18 protein-coding genes are annotated in these 17,602 nt (G+C 64.3%); 5 read left to right on the top strand and 13 right to left on the bottom strand.

The genetic code is table 11. The features are described 5' to 3' along the window. Nucleotides 1-2: 2 nt before the first annotated feature. The 12 genes from CW305_RS05905 to CW305_RS05850 form a co-directional block, all read right to left on the bottom strand. Entirely contained in the window at nucleotides 3-845 is an 843-nt protein-coding gene (locus tag CW305_RS05905) for a carbohydrate ABC transporter permease (RefSeq protein WP_104097331.1), read from the bottom strand. After that, nucleotides 838-1,755 carry a carbohydrate ABC transporter permease gene (locus CW305_RS05900; protein WP_014820740.1) on the bottom strand — a complete coding sequence of 306 codons (918 nt, stop codon included), beginning with the start codon at nucleotides 1,753-1,755 and terminating at the stop codon, nucleotides 838-840. The genes CW305_RS05905 and CW305_RS05900 overlap by 8 nt, the downstream gene beginning before the upstream one ends. Nucleotides 1,756-1,863: 108 nt before the next feature. Continuing rightward, the gene (locus CW305_RS05895) at nucleotides 1,864-3,111 is read right to left on the bottom strand and encodes an ABC transporter substrate-binding protein (RefSeq protein ID WP_023445140.1); all 1,248 of its coding nucleotides are present in this window, start codon (nucleotides 3,109-3,111) and stop codon (nucleotides 1,864-1,866) included. 158 nt (nucleotides 3,112-3,269) lie between these two features. Continuing rightward, nucleotides 3,270-4,721: an ATP-binding protein gene (locus CW305_RS05890; protein WP_104097330.1), complete on the bottom strand. Its 1,452-nt coding sequence runs from the start codon at nucleotides 4,719-4,721 to the stop codon at nucleotides 3,270-3,272. Continuing rightward, nucleotides 4,705-5,439: a response regulator gene (locus tag CW305_RS05885; protein WP_003280657.1), complete on the bottom strand. Its 735-nt coding sequence runs from the start codon at nucleotides 5,437-5,439 to the stop codon at nucleotides 4,705-4,707. The genes CW305_RS05890 and CW305_RS05885 overlap by 17 nt, the downstream gene beginning before the upstream one ends. Before the next feature lie 56 nt (nucleotides 5,440-5,495). After that, nucleotides 5,496-6,458, bottom strand: a complete 963-nt coding sequence (locus CW305_RS05880) for a glucokinase (protein ID WP_014820743.1) — start codon at nucleotides 6,456-6,458, stop codon at nucleotides 5,496-5,498. Further along, complete coding sequence (edd, locus tag CW305_RS05875) at nucleotides 6,455-8,284, bottom strand: phosphogluconate dehydratase (protein WP_041014363.1); 1,830 nt, start codon at nucleotides 8,282-8,284, stop codon at nucleotides 6,455-6,457. Before edd ends, CW305_RS05880 begins: the two co-directional genes overlap by 4 nt. Nucleotides 8,285-8,452: 168 nt before the next feature. Continuing rightward, nucleotides 8,453-9,226, bottom strand: a complete 774-nt coding sequence (scpB, locus tag CW305_RS05870) for an SMC-Scp complex subunit ScpB (protein WP_104097329.1) — start codon at nucleotides 9,224-9,226, stop codon at nucleotides 8,453-8,455. Between the two features lie 19 nt (nucleotides 9,227-9,245). Next, the gene (locus CW305_RS05865) at nucleotides 9,246-10,067 is read right to left on the bottom strand and encodes a segregation and condensation protein A (RefSeq protein WP_104097328.1); all 822 of its coding nucleotides are present in this window, start codon (nucleotides 10,065-10,067) and stop codon (nucleotides 9,246-9,248) included. A gap of 34 nt (nucleotides 10,068-10,101) precedes the next feature. Continuing rightward, nucleotides 10,102-11,307 carry a tryptophan--tRNA ligase gene (locus CW305_RS05860; protein ID WP_023445133.1) on the bottom strand — a complete coding sequence of 402 codons (1,206 nt, stop codon included), beginning with the start codon at nucleotides 11,305-11,307 and terminating at the stop codon, nucleotides 10,102-10,104. 181 nt (nucleotides 11,308-11,488) lie between these two features. Next, entirely contained in the window at nucleotides 11,489-12,112 is a 624-nt protein-coding gene (locus tag CW305_RS05855; RefSeq protein WP_014820748.1) for an L-threonylcarbamoyladenylate synthase, read from the bottom strand. A gap of 13 nt (nucleotides 12,113-12,125) precedes the next feature. Continuing rightward, nucleotides 12,126-12,992, bottom strand: coding sequence for a PHP domain-containing protein (locus CW305_RS05850; protein ID WP_041014367.1), 867 nt, complete (start codon nucleotides 12,990-12,992; stop codon nucleotides 12,126-12,128). A 416-nt stretch (nucleotides 12,993-13,408) separates the two neighbouring features. Between CW305_RS05850 and CW305_RS05845 the strand changes: the two genes are divergently transcribed. The 5 genes from CW305_RS05845 to CW305_RS05825 all read left to right on the top strand — a co-directional run bounded on the left by CW305_RS05845 (nucleotide 13,409) and on the right by CW305_RS05825 (nucleotide 16,846). Further along, the gene (locus CW305_RS05845; protein ID WP_003294265.1) at nucleotides 13,409-13,708 is read left to right on the top strand and encodes a YciI family protein; all 300 of its coding nucleotides are present in this window, start codon (nucleotides 13,409-13,411) and stop codon (nucleotides 13,706-13,708) included. 66 nt (nucleotides 13,709-13,774) lie between these two features. Then, nucleotides 13,775-14,152: an SH3 domain-containing protein gene (locus tag CW305_RS05840; protein ID WP_104097327.1), complete on the top strand. Its 378-nt coding sequence runs from the start codon at nucleotides 13,775-13,777 to the stop codon at nucleotides 14,150-14,152. A gap of 14 nt (nucleotides 14,153-14,166) precedes the next feature. Continuing rightward, entirely contained in the window at nucleotides 14,167-14,844 is a 678-nt protein-coding gene (locus tag CW305_RS05835) for a response regulator transcription factor (RefSeq protein ID WP_014820751.1), read from the top strand. Nucleotides 14,845-14,983: 139 nt separating this feature from the next. Next, complete coding sequence (locus CW305_RS05830; protein ID WP_023445130.1) at nucleotides 14,984-15,397, top strand: Spy/CpxP family protein refolding chaperone; 414 nt, start codon at nucleotides 14,984-14,986, stop codon at nucleotides 15,395-15,397. 90 nt (nucleotides 15,398-15,487) lie between these two features. After that, entirely contained in the window at nucleotides 15,488-16,846 is a 1,359-nt protein-coding gene (locus tag CW305_RS05825; protein ID WP_101274948.1) for a sensor histidine kinase, read from the top strand. Here CW305_RS05825 and CW305_RS05820 read toward each other — a convergent pair. Further along, nucleotides 16,840-17,403 carry an NAD(P)H nitroreductase gene (locus CW305_RS05820; protein WP_104097326.1) on the bottom strand — a complete coding sequence of 188 codons (564 nt, stop codon included), beginning with the start codon at nucleotides 17,401-17,403 and terminating at the stop codon, nucleotides 16,840-16,842. The two genes, CW305_RS05825 and CW305_RS05820, sit on opposite strands and share 7 nt — an antisense overlap. Between the last annotated feature and the right edge of the window lie 199 nt (nucleotides 17,404-17,602).

Below are 17,602 nucleotides of genomic sequence, written 5' to 3'. Positions count from 1 at the left end.
CCTCAACCCTTGACGGCGCCGGCAGTCAGCCCGCGCAGGAAATATTTGCCGGCGACCACGTAGACCACCAGCGTGGGCAGGCCGGCGATCATCGCCGCGGCCATGTCGACGTTGTATTGCTTGGCGCCAGTGCTGGTGTTCACCAGATTGTTCAGCGCCACAGTGACCGGCTGGGTGTCGCCACTGGCGAACACCACGCCGAAGAGGAAGTCGTTCCAGATCTGGGTGAACTGCCAGATCAGGCAGACCATGATGATCGGCACCGACATCGGCAGCAGGATGCGGCCGAAGATGGTAAAGAAGCCCGCACCATCCAGCCGCGCCGCGCGCACCAGCGCGTCCGGCACGCTGACGTAGAAGTTGCGGAAGAACAGTGTGGTGAAGGCCAGGCCGTAGACCACATGGACCAACACCAGACCGGTGGTGGTATTGGCCAGGCCCAGCTTGCCGAGGGTGAAGGACGCCGGCAGCAGGATCACCTGGAACGGCAGGAAGCAGCCGAACAGCAGCAGACCGAAGAACAGCTGCGAGCCACGGAAGCGCCACATTGACAGCACATAGCCGTTCAGCGCGCCCAGCGCGGTGGAAATCAGCACGGCTGGGATGACGATCTTCACCGAGTTCCAGAAGTAGCCGCCGATACTGTCCCAGGCCGTCAGCCAGCCCATGGCGCTGAACGCTTCCGGCCAGCTCAGCAGGTTGCCGGTACGGATGTCTTCCGGGGTCTTGAAGCTGGTCAGCAGCATCACGACCAGCGGTACCAGGTAGACGGCACAGGCCAACAACAGGGTGGCATGGATGGTCAGGCGCCCGAGGGTCAGGCGCGGTTGCGCGAAGTCAGACATGGCGCTTGTTCCTTAGCTCGGAGTACAGATAAGGCACGATGATCGCCATCACCGCGCCGAGCATCAGCATGGCGCTCGCCGCACCCAGGCCCATCTGGCCACGGGTGAAGGTATGGGCGTACATGAACATCGCCGGCAGATCGCTGGAATACCCCGGACCACCGGCAGTCATCGCCGCGACCAGGTCGAAGCTCTTGATCGCGATATGGGCCAGAATCATCAAGGCACTGAAGAACACCGGGCGCAGGCTCGGCAGCACGATGCGCAGGTAGATGGTCGGCAGGCTCGCACCATCCACCTGGGCGGCGCGGATGATCGACTGATCGACGCTGCGCAGACCGGCGAGAAACAGCGCCATGACGAAGCCCGAGGCCTGCCACACCGCGGCGATCACCAGGCAATAGATGACCCGATCCGGATCGACCAACCAGTCGAAGCGAAAGCCTTCCCAGCCCCAGTCGCGCAGCAACTTGTCCAGGCCCAGGCCGGGATTGAGCAGCCACTGCCAGGCGGTGCCGGTGACGATCATCGACAGCGCCATGGGGTACAGGTAGATGGTGCGGATGAGCCCTTCGCGGCGAATGCGCTGGTCCAGCAGTACGGCGAGCACCACGCCGATCAGCAGACTGATGGCGATGAACATGCCACCGAACACCAGCAGGTTCTGGCTGGCGACCCACCAGCGATCGTTGTCCCACAGGCGCTCGTACTGCTGCAGGCCGGCCCATTTGTAGCTGGGCATGAAGCGTGAGTTGGTGAACGAGAGCAGGAAGGTCCAGCCGATGTAGGCGTAGAAGCCGACCAGTACGATCAGCATGCTCGGCGCCAGAACCAGCTTGGGCAGCCAGCGCTGCAGGGCGTCGAGCGGCGAGGCTTTGGCAGGCCTGGCTTGAAGCGCGATGGAGCTCATGGGTGTGATCCCTCATGGAAATCGGGGATGTCGTCGCCCGCGGCACAGACCGAGGCCTGTGCCGGGACGAACGTTTCGGGAAGCGGGCGGAACGGTCCGCCCTCAGCGTTACTGCACGGCCTGGATCGCCGCCGCCAGTTGCTTGGCCGCCTTTTGCGGGTCGGCCTTGGGGTCGTTGAAGAAGTTGGTGACGACGTCGAACACCGCGCCCTGCACATAGCTCGAAGCCGCCATGCCATGGGTCAGGCTGGGCTGCAGGCCGCTGCCCTTGGCGGCCTCCTTGAAGTCGGTCATCGACTGCTGGGCGCAGGCGTCGAACTCGCTCATGTCCTGGTCCTGACGAACCGGGATAGAGCCCTTGTTCTGATTGAAGAAGGTCTGGAATTCCGGTTCCAGCACCGTGCGCGCCAGGTCTTCCTGAGCCTTGCGGTTGTCATCGTTGCTGAGCTTGAACATGGCCAGCGAATCGATATTAAAGGCAAAACTGCCCTGGGTGCCGGGGAACGGCAGGCACTGGTAGTCCTCGCCAGCCACCTTGTTGGCGGCGGTGAACTCGCTCTTGGCCCAGTCGCCCATAATCTGCATGCCGGCCTTGCCGTCGATGACCATGCCGGTGGCACGGTTCCATTCGCGCCCGGCCGCGTCGGCGTCGATGTAGTCGCGCAACTTCTTCAGTGCGGTGAAGGCCTGAACCATCTTGTCGCCGGTCAGGGTGTCGTTATCCAGCTCGACGAAGGCCTTGTGATAGTCGTCCGGGCCGAGAATGCTCAGTACAAAACCCTCGAACACGGTGCCGTCCTGCCAGGGCTGGCCGCCGTGGGCAACCGGAATGAAGCCGGCAGCCTTGAGCTTGTCGGCCGCGGCGAAGAACTCGTCGAGGGTCTTCGGCGGCGTGGCGCCGGCCTTCTCGAACACCTCCGGGTTGATCCACAGCCAGTTGACCCGGTGTACGTTGACCGGGACGGCCACATAGGAACCGTCGTACTGCATGATCTTGCGCACCTGCTCGGGCAGCATCTCGTCCCAGCGTTCTGCCTTGGCGGTGTCATCGAGATTGGCGAGCAGGCCGAGTTCGCCCCACTCCTGGATGTCCGGGCCCTTGATCTGTGCGGCGGACGGCGGGTTGCCGGAAACGGCGCGGGTCTTCAGTACGGTCATGGCAGCCTCGCCACCACCGCCGGCGACGGCGAAGTCCTTCCAGGTATGGCCTTTCTGCTCGACCAGCTTCTGCAGGGTATCGGCCGCGCGCTTTTCACCGCCGGAGGTCCACCAGTGTAGAACTTCGACCTCGCCGGCATGGGCGAGCAATGGCAGGGCAAGGGAAACGGAAAGAGCGAGACGATGGATCGCGTTCATGTAGAGGCACCTTCTTGTTTTTATCCGGCAAGTCATGGTCGCTTGCGATGGACCGAGTCTATGCGCAGGGAAATGGACACTGGGTAACGAAGGGATGGGCGATGGTCACAGAGCCGTTACAAAGCCGCAGCGATCGTAACGAGGTGCACTGAGCCAGATCAGCGCGGCAAGGTCAGCGTCACCCTCAGCCCTCCCTGCTGCAGATTGCGCATGCTCAGTTCGCCACCGTGGGCGTGGGCGATATTCCGTGCGATACCGAGCCCCAGCCCGTAGCCCTGCTGCTGCCCCGAGAGCCGCACGTGGGGTTCGAAGACATGCTCAAGACGCTGCTCGGGCACGCCCGGGCCCTCGTCATCGACGTGCAGCACCAGCGACTCCTTGCCGTCCTCGACATGCAGGTGGGCGCGCTCACCGTACTTCAGGGCATTGTCCAGCAAATTACCGATGCAGCGCTTGAGAGCCAGCGGTTTGCCCGGATAAGGTGCCGAAGCCCGGCCGTCAAGGGTCACGCGGGTCTGGTCGCAGGCCTGATAGGGCTCGACGATATGCTCGAGCAGCAGATTTAGATCCACCGCCTCGATGTTCTCGTGGATGTCGGTGTCCTTCACGCATTGCAGTGCGCCCTTGACCAGCAGCTCCAGCTCGTCGAGGTCACGGGTGAACTTGATCTGCTGGGCTTCATCTTCCAGCAGCTCGACACGCAGACGCAGCCGCGTGATGGGCGTGCGCAGGTCATGGGAAATCGCGCTGAACAATTGGCCTCGCTCGGTCAGGTAGCGACTGATGCGCTGGCGCATGTTGTTGAAGGCACGGCTCACCTCGACGATCTCGCTGGCGCCGGCCTCGGTCAGCGGCTGCACCTCGGCGCCCAGCGACAACTCCCGCGCCGCCTTGGCCAGGCGCTTCAGCGGCCGGCTCTGCCAGCGCACCAGCAGGCCGATGAACAGCAGCAGAAAGGCGCTGGTGAGCACGATGAACCACAACTGCTGGGCCGGCAGCCCCTCGTCCTCCAGGCTGACGTAGGGAGCCGGCATCAGCGAGGCCAGATAGAGCCATTCCTGCGGGGCGATCTGGATCTGCGTCACCAGCACCGGCGGTGACAGTGGTTCAAGGCCCAGCGCGTAGTGCGCCCAGGAGCGCGGCAACTCATCGAGCGTGATGCCGCTGTTGAAGATGCGCAGGTCATCGGGGCTGACGAACTCGATGTTCAGGTCCACCGCGCCGCCCAAACGCTGGCGCAATATCTGCTCCACCTCATGCAGGACAGCACGCTTGCGCGGCGTTTCCGGGAGGATCTCCATGTCCAGCGGCTTGTCGTTGAGCGACACGAAGAAACGTGTACCGCCCATGCTGCGCAACTGATCGAGCACCAATGGGCGATAGCCCAGCGGCAGCGAACGGAAGTAGCTGACGCTGGCCGCCATCGACTGCGCCAGACTGCGGGCGCTGGTGAGCAAGCCTTCCATCTGGCTGGCGCGTAGCTGGGACAGCCAGATCAGGCTCGAAAGCCCCTGGGCCAGCAACACCGCCAGCAGGGTCAGCAACAGCATCCGTCCGAGCAGCGAACGTGGCACCAGCCGCAGGCGCCCCCGCTCAGTGCGCAGATTCATGGTGCGGCGTCACCTGGGTAGCCAACAAGTAACCGCTGCCACGTACCGTGCGTATCAGCCGCGGCGACTTGCCGGTGTCGCGCAGGCGCTGGCGCAGGCGACTGACCGCCATGTCGACGATACGCTCCAGCGGCATCACCTCGCGACCACGGGTGGCGTTGGCGATGGTGTCGCGGTCGAGGATCTGCTGCGGATGATCGAGAAACAGCTTGAGCAGGGCGAAATCGGCGCCGGAGAGAAAGACCTCCTCGCCGTCGGCGTGGAACAGGCGGTGGCTGATCATGTCCAGGCGCCACTCATCGAAGGCCAGCACGTCGCTGCCGCGCTCCTGGGCGAAGCTGACGCGTCGCAGCAGTGCCTTGATCCGCGCGAGCAATTCGCGCGGGCTGAACGGCTTACCCAGGTAGTCGTCGGCGCCCAGCTCCAGGCCGACGACCCGATCGGCCTCGTCGGAGCTGGCGGTGAGCATGATGATCGGCATCGAAGCCAACCGCTCGTGCTGGCGAATCCAGCGGCACAGGCTGAAGCCGTCCTCGTCGGGCAGCATCACGTCGAGAATCACCAGATCGGCCGGCTCGGCACACAGCGCCGCGCGAAACTGCCCGCCGTCCGGCACGCCGCGCACATGAAAGCCCGAGCGGCTGAGGTAGGTCTGCAACAGTTCGCGGATTTCCTGATCGTCATCGACCAGAAGGATGTTCTTACCTGCTTGGCTCACGTCACGTCCCTTTTCTTGTTGTTATGGGGTCACCCGTCGACCCGTCATGTCGCAGCCTAGGCTCCCTCCAACAACGGTTGCAATGCCACGCCCGCGCCCTCGAGGCCCGGATACGGCGCGGTCACCAGCCAGACCGGCAGGCGATCGAAATAGCGGCTCATCTGCCCCTTCTCACGCAACGCCTCGCTGAAACCGCTGCGCAGGAACATCTCGGCGAAACGCGGCACCACGCCACCGACGATGTAAACGCCGCCGCGGGCACCGAGGGTCAGCACGTTATCGCCGACGATACGCCCCAACCAGCGGCAGAACTGCTCCAGCACCGCCGCGGCGTAGGCATCGCCGGCCAGCGCGGCCTTGGTGATAGCTGCGGGCGAATCGAGCGCCACCTGCTGTCCATCCAGCGCGCAGCATGCGCGGTAGAGCGTCAGCAGCCCTGGACCGCTGAGCACTGCCTCGGCATTTACATGGCCGAGCGAACGATGCAGATGCGCCCAGATCGCCGCCTCGCGCTCGCTGCCGACGGGAAGGCAGATATGCCCGCCCTCGCCCGGCAAGGCGCGCCAACCGCCGCCAGACAGTGGCAGCAATCCGGCGACTCCGAGCCCGGTGCCGGGCCCTATGACCAGCCGCGGCCGCCCCGGTTCAGGCTCGCCATCGCAAACCGTGATGCGCTCACCATCGTGCAGCCGCGTCATGCCGAGGGCCATGGCGGTGAAGTCGTTGATTAGCAACAGCTCCTTCACACCCAGCTCGCGGCAGAAGGCTTCGCGGCTCAGCTGCCAATGGTTGTTGGTGAAGCGAAACAGATCGCCGCCGACCGGCCCGGCACAGGCCAGGCACACCGCCTCGAGGGTTTCCAGCGGCTGATCGACTTCACTCAGGTACGCGAGGATCGCCAGCTCCGGCCGCGCATGGTCGGCCGTGGGAATCACGCGAATCTGCTCGATTCGCTGGTCGCGCCACAGCGCGAAACGTGCATTGGTACCGCCAATATCTCCAACCAGCGCCGTCTTCACTTCAGCGCCTCCAGACTCTCGGTAAAGGCACTGGCGCCCTGCTCTGCCGTGCTGAACGAGGCGCGCATGAAGGCAAAGAGCTCCCGACCGCAGCCGATGCCCATGTCTTCAGGCCGAATCGCCGGTTCCCGCGCATCCCATTCGGCGGGATCGACCAGTGCTCGCAGTTCGCCGTTCTCGCCGTCGACGCGGAGGATGTCGCCATCGCGCACCCGCGCCAGCGGCCCGCCGTCCAGTGCCTCCGGGCAGACATGAATGGCCGCCGGCACCTTGCCCGATGCACCGGACATGCGCCCGTCGGTGACCAGCGCCACCTTGTAGCCGCGGTCCTGCAGCACACCAAGAAACGGCGTGAGCTTGTGCAGTTCGGGCATGCCATTGGCTTTCGGCCCCTGGAAACGCACCACGGCAATGAAGTCGCGCTCAAGCTCGCCGGCCTTGAACGCTGCCGCCAGCTCGCTCTGGTCGATGAATACCCGCGCCGGCGCCTCGACAAAACGGTGCTCGGGCGCCACGGCAGAAATCTTCGTCACGCCGCGGCCGAGGTTGCCTTCCAGCACACGCAGCCCGCCCTCCGGCGAGAATGGCCGCTCGGCCGGGCGGAGGATGTTTTCGTCAAGGCTCTGCGCCGGGCCATCGCGCCACACCAGCTTGTCACCGTCGAGGAACGGCTCCTGGATGTAGCGCCGCAGGCCCTTGCCGACGACGGTATGCACGTCCTCGTGCAACAGACCGGCGTCGAGCAGCGTGCGCACCATGAACGGCACCCCGCCACAGGCGTGGAAATGGTTCACGTCGGCCTGGCCGTTGGGGTAGACCTTGGCCAGCGTCGGCACCACCTCGGAAAGATCGGCCATGTCCTGCCAGGTCAGCTGGATGCCGGCGGCGCGGGCGAACGCAGGGATATGCAGGGTGTGGTTGGTCGAACCGCCGGTGGCATTGAGCGCGACCACCGAGTTGACGATGGATTTCTCGTCGACCACCTGACATAGCGGTGTGTAGTTGCCGGCCTGATGGGTCAGGCGCGTGACCTGATGCGCCGCCTCCCGGGTCAGCGCATCGCGCAGCGGCGTGTAAGGGTTGACGAACGACGAGCCCGGCAGGTGCAGGCCCATGATCTCCATCACCACCTGATTGGTGTTGGCGGTGCCGTAGAAGGTGCAGGTGCCGGGGCTGTGATAGGACTTCATCTCCGACTCCAGCAGCTCCTCGCGGCTGGCCTTGCCTTCGGCGTAACGCTGGCGCACCTCGGCCTTCGCCTTGTTCGGAATTCCCGAGGGCATCGGCCCGCCCGGCACGAAGATGGTCGGCAGATGGCCGAAGCGCAGCGCGCCGATCATCAGACCCGGGACGATCTTGTCGCAGATGCCGAGCATCAATGCCGCATCGAACATGTTGTGCGACAGCGCGACTGCCGTGCTCATGGCGATCACTTCGCGGCTGGCCAGGCTCATTTCCATGCCCGCCTCGCCCTGGGTCACGCCATCGCACATCGCCGGGACGCCGCCGGCGTACTGGCCGACCGAGCCGATCTCACGCAGCGCCTGGCGAATCATTTCCGGGAAATGCTCATAGGGCTGATGCGCCGAGAGCATGTCGTTGTACGCCGAGACGATGGCCACGTTTGCCGCGTTCATCAGGCGCAGGCTCTGCTTGTCCTCGCCGGAATTGCAGCCGGCGACACCGTGGGCAAAGTTGGCACACTGCAGCTTGCCGCGCTGCGGACCCTCACTGGCGGCGGCGGCCATCATCGCCAGATAGCGCTCGCGGGTCTTGCGGCTGCGCTCGACCAGGCGCTCGGTGACTTCTAGAACTCGCGGATGCATGCCTCACTCCTGCTGCAAAATTCAACTGTGGTTGAAGGGCTCAACGCTTGGTTGAAAGCTCAGACAACCATAAACCATCCAGGGTCAGTTGGCGTTCGGATACGACGCGATGCCGGCGTGGAAGCGGCAACCAGGAGCCTGAGTACGCCGGTTGGGGTGGCTTGGCGCTTAGTGCGCGGGCTCGTCTCCGCGCGGCTCGTCTACCGATGTCTCTTCGGCTTCCAGCAGATCGTCGAAGTCGGTCTTCAGGCCCTGCTCCATGCCGTCGAGTTCGGCCAGCAGGCTGCGGAAGCTGGTCTGTTCACGCAGCGGGGCCTGCGGCTCATCTGCAGCTTCATCGGCCCGCGCCTGCAAGGCGACAGGCACGGGGGCATCCTCGTCGTCTAGCATCGGACGGAGCTCCGGTTCCATCTCGCGCAATACAGCGAGTGGCGGCAGCTCATCGAGGTTCTTCAGGTTGAAATGGTCGAGAAACTGCCGGGTAGTGGCGAACATCGCCGGGCGTCCCGGCACGTCACGATGGCCAACCACACGAATCCACTCGCGCTCCTGCAGCGTCTTGACGATCTGGCTGTTAACCGCGACGCCGCGGATGTCCTCGATCTCACCACGGGTAATCGGCTGGCGATAGGCGATCAGCGCCAGGGTTTCCAGCATCGCCCGGGAGTAACGCTGCGGACGCTCTTCCCAGAGCCGACCGACCCACGGCGAAAAGCGCTGACGCACCTGCAGGCGGTAACCGCTGGCGACCTCCTTGAGTTCAAAGGCGCGGCCCTTGCAGGACTTTTCCAGCACTTCGAGGGCCTTCTTCAGCTGTGCCGAAGACGGCCGCTCGGCTTCCTCGAAGAGTTCGCCGAGGCGCTCCAGGGAGAGCGGTTTGCCGGATGCGAGCAGAAAGGCTTCGAGCAGCGAAGCGAGATCCTTTGGATCGGACAGGTCCACGATTGACTCCTGCAAATGCCTATTCGGTACGGCTGCGCACATGAATCGGCGCAAAGGGTTCGTTCTGCACCAGCTCGACCAGCGACTCCTTGATCAGCTCGAGCACAGCCATGAAGGTCACCACCACGCCGAGTCGCCCTTCCTCGATGCGGAACAGCGTCACGAAGGGGACGAAACCACCGTCCTTCAGTCGTTCGAGCACTTCGCTCATGCGCTCGCGGGTCGACAGCGCTTCGCGGGTGACCTGGTGACTCTCGAACATATCGGCGCGGCGCAGCACTTCGGCCATCGACACCAGCAGCTCTTCCAGACTGACTTCCGGCAGCAGCTTGCGCGCCCGCGCCTCGGGTGCATCGAGACGCGGCACCTGCAGGTCGCGGCCGACCCGTGGCAGCTCGTCGATGTCTTCGGCGGCGGCCTTGAAACGTTCGTACTCCTGCAGCCGGCGGATCAGCTCGGCGCGCGGATCATCCTCTTCTTCGGCGACCTCGGCCGAGCGCGGCAGCAGCATGCGTGACTTGATCTCGGCGAGCATCGCAGCCATCACCAGATACTCGGCGGCCAGCTCCAGGCGCACCGATTTCATCAGCTCGACGTAACCCATGTACTGCCGGGTGATCTCGGCCACCGGAATATCGAGGATGTCGATGTTCTGCTTGCGGATCAGGTAGAGCAGAAGATCCAGCGGGCCTTCGAAGGCTTCGAGAAAGACTTCCAGCGCATCCGGCGGAATGTAGAGGTCCAGCGGCAGCTCGGTCACCGCCTCGCCATAGACCAGCGCCAGGCGTAGCTGCTCGCCGGGCTGGATCGCTTCGGGACTGGGGGACTCGGTGTGCTGCATGAAAATCCTTCGGAGCCGGCCGCTTAGGCGCCGCTCAGCGGTAATTCAGGCCCATCGCCTGGCGAACTTCGATCAGCGTCTCACGGGCCTCGTCACGAGCGTGCTCCGCACCTTCTGCGAGGATGCTGCGGACCAGGTCGGGATTCTGCTCGTAGTCCAGCGCGCGTTCCTGCAGGGGTGTCAGATCAGCCTTGATCGAGTCGATCAGCGGCCCCTTGCACTCCAGGCAGCCGATGCCGGCGCTGCGGCAACCCTGCTCTGCCCACTGGCAGACGGCCTCTTCGGAGTGCACCAGATGCATCTGCCACACCGGGCAGCGCGTCGGTTCACCAGGGTCGCTGCGATGCACGCGGGCCGGATCGGTGGGCATACGGCGAATCTTCTCCTCGATCTCGTTCGACGTATCACGCAGGTAGATCGCATTGCTGTTGGACTTGGCCATCTTGCCGCCATCGAGCCCGGAAATCTTCGGTTGCTCGCCGAGCAGCGCCTGCGGTTCCGGCAGCAGCAGCTTGCCGCAGCCTTCCAGGTAGCCGTAAAGCCGCTCCTGATCGCCGATGGTGATGGTCTGCTGTTCCTTGATGACCGCACGGGCGGTGTTCAACGCCTCGACGTCGCCTTGCTCCTGATAGCTCTTACGCAGGCTGACGTACAGCTTGGAGGTCTTCTTGCCGAGCTTTCGGATCGCCGCTTCGGCCTTATCCTCGAAATCCGCTTCGCGGCCATAGAGATGGTTGAAACGTCGCGCCACGTCGCGGGCGAATTCGATATGCGGCAGCTGGTCGGCGCCGACCGGCACCAGCCCGGCACGATAGATCAGGATGTCCGCGGCCTGCAGCAGTGGATATCCGAGGAAGCCATAGGTATCCAGGTCCTTGTGCTGCAGATTCTGCTGCAGCTCCTTGTAGGATGGCACCCGCTCCAGCCAGCCCAGTGGGCAGATCATCGACAGCAGCAGGTGCAGCTCGGCGTGCTCCGGCACCTGTGACTGGATGAACAGCGTCGCTGAACTGGGACTGACGCCGGCAGCCAGCCAGTCCACCGCCATATCCATGATGTTCTGCGAGATTTCGCCGGAGCTTTCGTAGTCGGTGGTCAGCGCGTGCCAGTCGACGATGCAGAAGAAACACTCGTACTCGTGCTGCAGCCTGACCCAGTTCTTCAATACGCCGTTGTAATGACCGAGATGAAGCCGGCCGCTGGGACGCATGCCGGAAACCACGCGCCGCTGTGAATCCATGGAGCTCAAAAGGGTGTCCTTGATTAATTGGCCTGTTTGGTAAGTTCAGTTGGTCAATTTCGGCGGCCATGGCCCAGATACCGCGTTGCTGCGCCCTGTCTCGGAGCCATGTTCACCCGAACTTGCCTCAACCCTCTCACCGACAGGCCAGATGGTGTACAGGCACGCTCGCCATCCAGGCTCAAGCCATGAAGGGTTCGGGATCGCCGCAGCCGACCCGTATCACTTCAGGCCGATCGTCGACCAGACTGACCACCGTCGATGCTTCGAGGCCACCGTAACCGCCATCGATGATCAGGTCTACCTGATGCTCCAGCGCGTCACGCATCTCGTAGGGGTCGCTCATCGGCAGGTCTTCACCGGGAAGGATCAGGCTGACGCTCATCAGCGGCTCACCGAGTTCTTCCAGCAGCGCCTGGGCGATCGGCTGTGCCGGCACGCGCAGGCCGATGGTGCGGCGCTTGGGGTGCAGCAACATGCGCGGCACCTCGCGGGTAGCCGACAGGATGATAGTGTAGGGACCGGGCAGATGAGCCTTGAGCAGGCGAAAGGCCGCGGTATCGACCTTGGCGAAAAGGCCAAGCTGCGACAGATCGCGACAGGCCAGCGTAAAGTTGTGCTTGTCATCGAGCTGGCGCAGCCGGCGAATGCGTTCGATGCCGGCCTTGTTACCCATCGAGCAGCCGACGGCATAACTGGAGTCGGTCGGGTAGACCACTACCCCGCCCTTGCGGATGATTTCCACGGCCTGTTTGATCAGGCGCGGTTGCGGGTTGTCCGGATGGATCTGAAAGAACTGGCTCATGGAAACTCCCTGTTCAGCTGGCAGCAGGTATGCGGCGCTCATGATCGAAATGTCTCCAAAGCGGCGACAGGTCCTCCGGCAGGCTGCGGTACAGCCCCAGTTCCGACCAGTCGCCGGGCGCATGGAAATCACTGCCCACTGTGGCCATCAGGCCCAACTCACGTACCAGGATCGACAGACCGCCGACCTGTTCCAGCGGCTGCATGCCGTTGACCACCTCCAGCGCGTGACCGCCGGCCTGGGCGAAATCGATCACCAGCCGGCGCCGCTTGCTGCGAGTGAAATCGTACTGCCACGGGTGCGCCAGGCTGATCCACGCACCTGCGTCACGCAAGGTCTGGACCGTCTGCTCCAGGCTCGGCCAATGCTGCTTGACGTCGCCGAGCTTGCCCGAACCCAGCCATTTGCGAAACGCTTCGGCACGGTCGCGGACATGACCGGCACGCACGAGAAAATCGGCGAAATGCGGCCGCGCCGGTGCGTTGCCACTGTCGCCGAGTTCCTGCTGAAGCGCCCGCGCGCCTTCCAGCGCACCCGGCATCCCCTTCGCTTCGAGGCGCTGGCCGATCAGTTCGGCGCGGCGCCAACGTCCTTCGTGCAGTTGTGCGATCGCCTGCTGCAGCGCAGGCGCATCAGCGTCGAAGGCGTAGCCCAATACATGAATGGTAGCCCCGTTCCACAGGCAAGAAAGCTCGATGCCATTGACCAGCTGCATACCGAGCGCCTGCGCAGTTGCCCGCGCCTCGGCAAGGCCGTCGACCGTGTCGTGGTCGGTGAGCGCCAGCATCTCGATACCACGCGCATGGGCTCGCTCCACCAGCTTGGCAGGCGCCAGCGCGCCGTCCGAGGCGGTGCTGTGGCAATGCAGATCGACAATCATCTGGTTACGCGCTCCAGTGAGATGCAGACACCTCGATAAGAATCCGTAAGCCTGCGGCGGTAAGGCTTCACCGGCCCGAAAGACGGGGTGCTCCGGCGCAAACGGCCGACTAGTCTAACGCCGCACCGGCGCTTTGGCTCGTGTCGTCACCGTCATTACGGCCAGCCAGCGCTGCAGGCGCCGCAAACCGCTCTTACTTCGACCGCCGATACGATCCTGCGTGCCATCAACCGCTGCAGCGGGGGAAAGCGCAGCGCTTCCGTCGCAAGCGCCGTTTGCTATGATGCCGCGCTGCACGGCGCGGTCCGTTGTGTGTAGCGCCTGGACCCGCGCGACAAAGAAGCCGCGCCGGCACTGTCACCATGCCGGGCTTTCTGTACTTTTTATATACGCCCCTACGCGAACGAGGATCGACCATGCTCTACGCCGTTATCGCCACCGACGCACCGAATTCCCTGCAGGACCGCCTCGCCACTCGCCCGGCCCACCTGGCACGCCTGGAGCAGCTGAAGAACGAAGGTCGCCTGGTTCTCGCCGGCCCGCACCCAGCCATCGACAGCAACGACCCGGGCGAAGCCGGGTTCAGCGGCAGTCTGGTAGTCGCCGAGTTCGATTCGCTGGAAGCCGCGCAGCAGTGGGCCGACGCCGATCCGTACAAGGCCGCCGGCGTATACGTGAACGTGGTGGTCAAGCCCTTCAAGAAAGTACTGCCCTGAGCCGACACAGCAGGGAATAGCCCGGCCGCTGGCAGCCCACGGCCTCGTAAGGAAATAGGAGTTCCGATGCGTCAACGATCGCTTGCCCTGCTGTTTGCCCTGACCCTGCTCACCCCGCCGCTGTATGCCGAGGAAGCAATAACGGAACCTGCTGTTCCGGTGACCGAGCCCGGCGACCCCGCCGAATACGACGAGCTTGACGCCGTAGCCGAGCCAGAGCCTGCCGGCCCGAGCACCGACACCACGGAGGCCTTGCTGCTGCGTCTGCGCGAGGAAAATCGCCGCTTGCGCCTGCAGTTGCAGACCGAGCAGGCAAAAGTGCTGCCCGCGATGTTGAACGAACAGCAACAGTGGTTCGCCGTCGGTGGTGCTGTCGGGGTCGTCAGTTTCACCCTGGGCCTGCTGGTCACGCGCGGTCGCCGTCGACGCCAGTGGCTCAACTGAGTACCTGAGCCGACATGAGTGAATTGCTGCTTATCGACGATGACGAAGAACTCTGCGAGCTGCTGATCAGCTGGCTCGCTCAGGAAGGTTTCGTCGCCCATGCCTGCCACGATGGCAACAGTGCACGCCAAGCGCTGGCGCAGCACCAGCCAGCCGCGGTGGTCCTGGACGTGATGCTGCCCGACGGCAGTGGCCTGGAGCTGCTCAAGCAACTGCGCAGTGAACATCCCGATCTGCCGGTGCTGATGCTGTCGGGTCGCGGCGAGCCGCTGGATCGGATTCTCGGCCTCGAACTTGGCGCAGACGATTACCTGGCCAAGCCCTGCGACCCGCGCGAGCTCACCGCACGCCTGCGTGCCGTGTTGCGCCGCAGCCAGCCGACCGCGACGCCCAGCCAGGTCGAGTTCGGCGATCTCTGCTACAGCCCGGCACGCGGCGTGGCCAGCGTCGGCGGTCATGACGTCAGCCTGACGCTCTCCGAAGGCCGCATCCTCGAAACGCTGCTCGCGCAACCAGGCGAGCCGATCGACAAGCAGACCCTTGCCCAGCACGCCCTGGGACGCAAGCTCACCCTCTACGACCGCAGCCTCGACATGCACGTCAGCAACCTGCGGCGCAAGCTTGGTCCGCACGCCGACGGCAGCCCACGGATCGTCGCCCTGCGCAGTCGCGGCTATCTGTACGCCGTCTGATCGTCTTTACCGAGGCTTTACCCTGAGCTGACTGCCCTTGACCTTACCCTGCGTAGACTGAACTCATCCGGTCACAGACCTGCCGCCAATGAGCAACGCGTCGGTATGGCCGGTTTACCTACACAGGAGAGTTTTCACCATGCGCAAATCACTCGTAGCCCTACTGTTCGCCGCTGCCGTTCCGACCCTCGCTTTCGCCATGCCTGGCGGCATGCAGGACGGTCATCACGGCGGCAAGAACGCCCCGCACATGTTTCAGGACCTGGACCTGACAAAGGACCAGCAACGCGAAATGCGCAAGCTGATGGGCGAGCAGATGCGCCAGCGCCAGCAGATCACCCAGCGCTACCTCGACAAGCTGCCCGAAGCCGAGCGCAAGGCCATGCAGAACGATCTCGACGCCAGCCGCGAGAAGACCCACCAGAGCATGCGCGCGCTGCTCAAGCCCGAGCAGCACAAGGCCTTCGACGAAGGCATGAAGAAGATGGAAGAAAAGCGCGCCGAACGTGCCGAGTTCCTCAAATGGAAAGCGGACCGCGATCAGAAGAACTGATCTGCGCCCTTCCTGAAACCTGCCCGACAGGCTCCGCCAAGCGTTCAGAACGCCGGTGGGAGCTGCCGGGCTTTGCCGTGGAGAGATCCAGTGCGATCACTGTTCTGGCGCATACTCGCAACCTTCTGGCTGGCCATTGCGCTGGTTGCCGGCTTGGCCATGCTGCTCGGCCATGCGTTGAACCAGGACGCCTGGATTCTCGGCCGCCACCCGGCGCTGCAAGGTCTCGCCGAAACCTGGACCGAGGTCTACGAGCGCCAGGGCCCCCTGGCTGCACAGCGCCTGCTGGAACAACACCGCCATCGTGCACGGGTCGATGTACAGGTGCTGGCGGAAAACGGCCAGCCAATCATCCGCGGCACCTTCCCCGCCCGCGCCGCCGCCTTCGAGGCGCGCCATCAGGATCGCGAGCGCCCACTGCCCTGGCGACGCCTCACCGCCGATTACACCAGCCCGACCAGCGGTGAAACCTACCTGTTCATCTACCGCATTCCCTATCCCGAACTGCAGGCCTGGCATCGCGGCAGCCTGGCGTGGCCGCTCAGCGCGCTGGGCATCGCGCTGGTGGTGCTCACCGGTTTCAGCCTGCTACTGACGCTGTCCATCACCCGCCCATTGGATCGCCTGCGCCGTGCCGTGCACGATCTGGGACAGACCAGCTATCAGCAGCAGTCCCTTGCCCGCCTGGCAACACGGCGCGACGAACTCGGCGTGCTGGCGAGCGATTTCAACCGCATGGGCGCACGGCTGCAGGCGCTGATCGGCAGTCAGCGCCAGTTATTGCGCGACGTATCCCATGAACTGCGCTCACCGCTGGCGCGCCTGCGTATTGCCCAGGCACTGGCCGAGCGCGCCAGCCCGAGCGAACGCGAAGTGATCTGGCCGCGACTGGCAAAGGAATGCGATCGGCTGGAAGCGTTGATCAGCGAGATTCTCGAACTCTCGCGCTTGGATGCGGAACCCGGCACGACAACGGCCGTCGACCTGCCAGCGATGTTCGAACAACTGGAGGACAACGCCCGGATCGTCGCGCCCGCTCAGCGTATCGACAGCCGGGTCGAGCCAGGCCTGGCATTCACTGGCTGGACGGAAATGCTCGAACGTGCGCTGGACAATCTGTTGCGCAACGCCCTGCGCTTCAACCCCGAGGGCGTGCCTGTAGAGCTGCGCGCGCAGCGCGACGGTGACGAGCTGGTACTGAGTGTGCGCGACCACGGGCCAGGAGTCGCCGACGAACACCTGCCGCAACTGAGCCAACCCTTCTTCCGAGCGCCAGGACAAACGGCGGCCGGGCATGGCCTCGGATTGGCCATCGCCCGCCGTGCGGCCGAGCGCCACGGTGGGCAGCTGCAGCTGGCCAACCACCCCGATGGCGGCTTCATCGCGAGCCTGCGTCTGCCGTTGGCAAACGCTGCAGGCACGGTGTCAGAAATCCAGGCCCATCACTGACCATTCCAGGCGCTGACGAAAGCCTCGGGCTCGAGCACCGGAGCGCTACGGATGCGGCCCTCCGGCGTGCCCAGGTACAGGAAGCCCAGCAGACGTTCCTGCTCGGCCAGGCCCAGCCCCTTCATTACATGCGGGTCATTGGCGAACTCACCGGTGCGCCACACCGCGCCGATCCCCTGAGCATGGGCGGCCAACAGCAGACCATGCGCCGCGCAGCCGGCAGCCAGCAACTGTTCGCCTTCCGGGACTTTCGGGTGCGCCTTCGGACTGGCGATCACCACGATCAACATCGGCGCACGCAGCGGCATGTTGCGCGCCTTCTGCAGCGCTTCGTCCGAGGCATCGGTCTGCCGGGCCTGCAGAGCGGCGGCAAACAGCTCACCGAGCTTGCCGCGCGCATCGCCCTCGACGGTCAGGAAGCGCCAGGGGTGCAACTGGCCGTGATCCGGCGCACGCAAGGCTGCACGAAAAAGCAGATCGAGTTGATCGGCATCGGGTGCCGGCTCGCATAGCCGAGTGACAGATACACGGTTGAGCAACAGGTCCAGAGCGTCCATCCATTACCTCCTGAAAGGGTCGGACATTCTAGAGGGTGTTGGCGCCGTACCGCGAGTGATGGCCGGCCGACAGGCAAATACGCACCGACTTGCGCTAGTGGCCCGTGCGGTGAGTTGGTTGAGACAAGTTCGGATGAACATGGCTCCGAGGCCAGCCGCTGCGACGAGCCATGGCGGGGCTATGGTGAGGAGCAGACAA

This window comes from Stutzerimonas kunmingensis (genome assembly GCF_002929225.1).
Lineage (GTDB): Bacteria > Pseudomonadota > Gammaproteobacteria > Pseudomonadales > Pseudomonadaceae > Stutzerimonas.
This window is presented reverse-complemented; position numbering and strand designations above follow the sequence as displayed.

Bases quoted from the DNA above. Each gene is read 5' to 3' on its own strand.
- CW305_RS05905 (WP_104097331.1), bottom strand. From the start codon at position 845: ATGTCTGACTTCGCGCAACCGCGCCTGACCCTCGGGCGCCTGACCATC.
- CW305_RS05900 (WP_014820740.1), bottom strand. From the start codon at position 1,755: ATGAGCTCCATCGCGCTTCAAGCCAGGCCTGCCAAAGCCTCGCCGCTC.
- CW305_RS05895 (WP_023445140.1), bottom strand. From the start codon at position 3,111: ATGAACGCGATCCATCGTCTCGCTCTTTCCGTTTCCCTTGCCCTGCCA.
- CW305_RS05890 (WP_104097330.1), bottom strand. From the start codon at position 4,721: ATGAATCTGCGCACTGAGCGGGGGCGCCTGCGGCTGGTGCCACGTTCG.
- edd (WP_041014363.1), bottom strand. From the start codon at position 8,284: ATGCATCCGCGAGTTCTAGAAGTCACCGAGCGCCTGGTCGAGCGCAGC.
- CW305_RS05865 (WP_104097328.1), bottom strand. From the start codon at position 10,067: ATGCAGCACACCGAGTCCCCCAGTCCCGAAGCGATCCAGCCCGGCGAG.
- CW305_RS05860 (WP_023445133.1), bottom strand. From the start codon at position 11,307: ATGGATTCACAGCGGCGCGTGGTTTCCGGCATGCGTCCCAGCGGCCGG.
- CW305_RS05855 (WP_014820748.1), bottom strand. From the start codon at position 12,112: ATGAGCCAGTTCTTTCAGATCCATCCGGACAACCCGCAACCGCGCCTG.
- CW305_RS05850 (WP_041014367.1), bottom strand. From the start codon at position 12,992: ATGATTGTCGATCTGCATTGCCACAGCACCGCCTCGGACGGCGCGCTG.
- CW305_RS05845 (WP_003294265.1), top strand. From the start codon at position 13,409: ATGCTCTACGCCGTTATCGCCACCGACGCACCGAATTCCCTGCAGGAC.
- CW305_RS05840 (WP_104097327.1), top strand. From the start codon at position 13,775: ATGCGTCAACGATCGCTTGCCCTGCTGTTTGCCCTGACCCTGCTCACC.
- CW305_RS05835 (WP_014820751.1), top strand. From the start codon at position 14,167: ATGAGTGAATTGCTGCTTATCGACGATGACGAAGAACTCTGCGAGCTG.
- CW305_RS05830 (WP_023445130.1), top strand. From the start codon at position 14,984: ATGCGCAAATCACTCGTAGCCCTACTGTTCGCCGCTGCCGTTCCGACC.
- CW305_RS05820 (WP_104097326.1), bottom strand. From the start codon at position 17,403: ATGGACGCTCTGGACCTGTTGCTCAACCGTGTATCTGTCACTCGGCTA.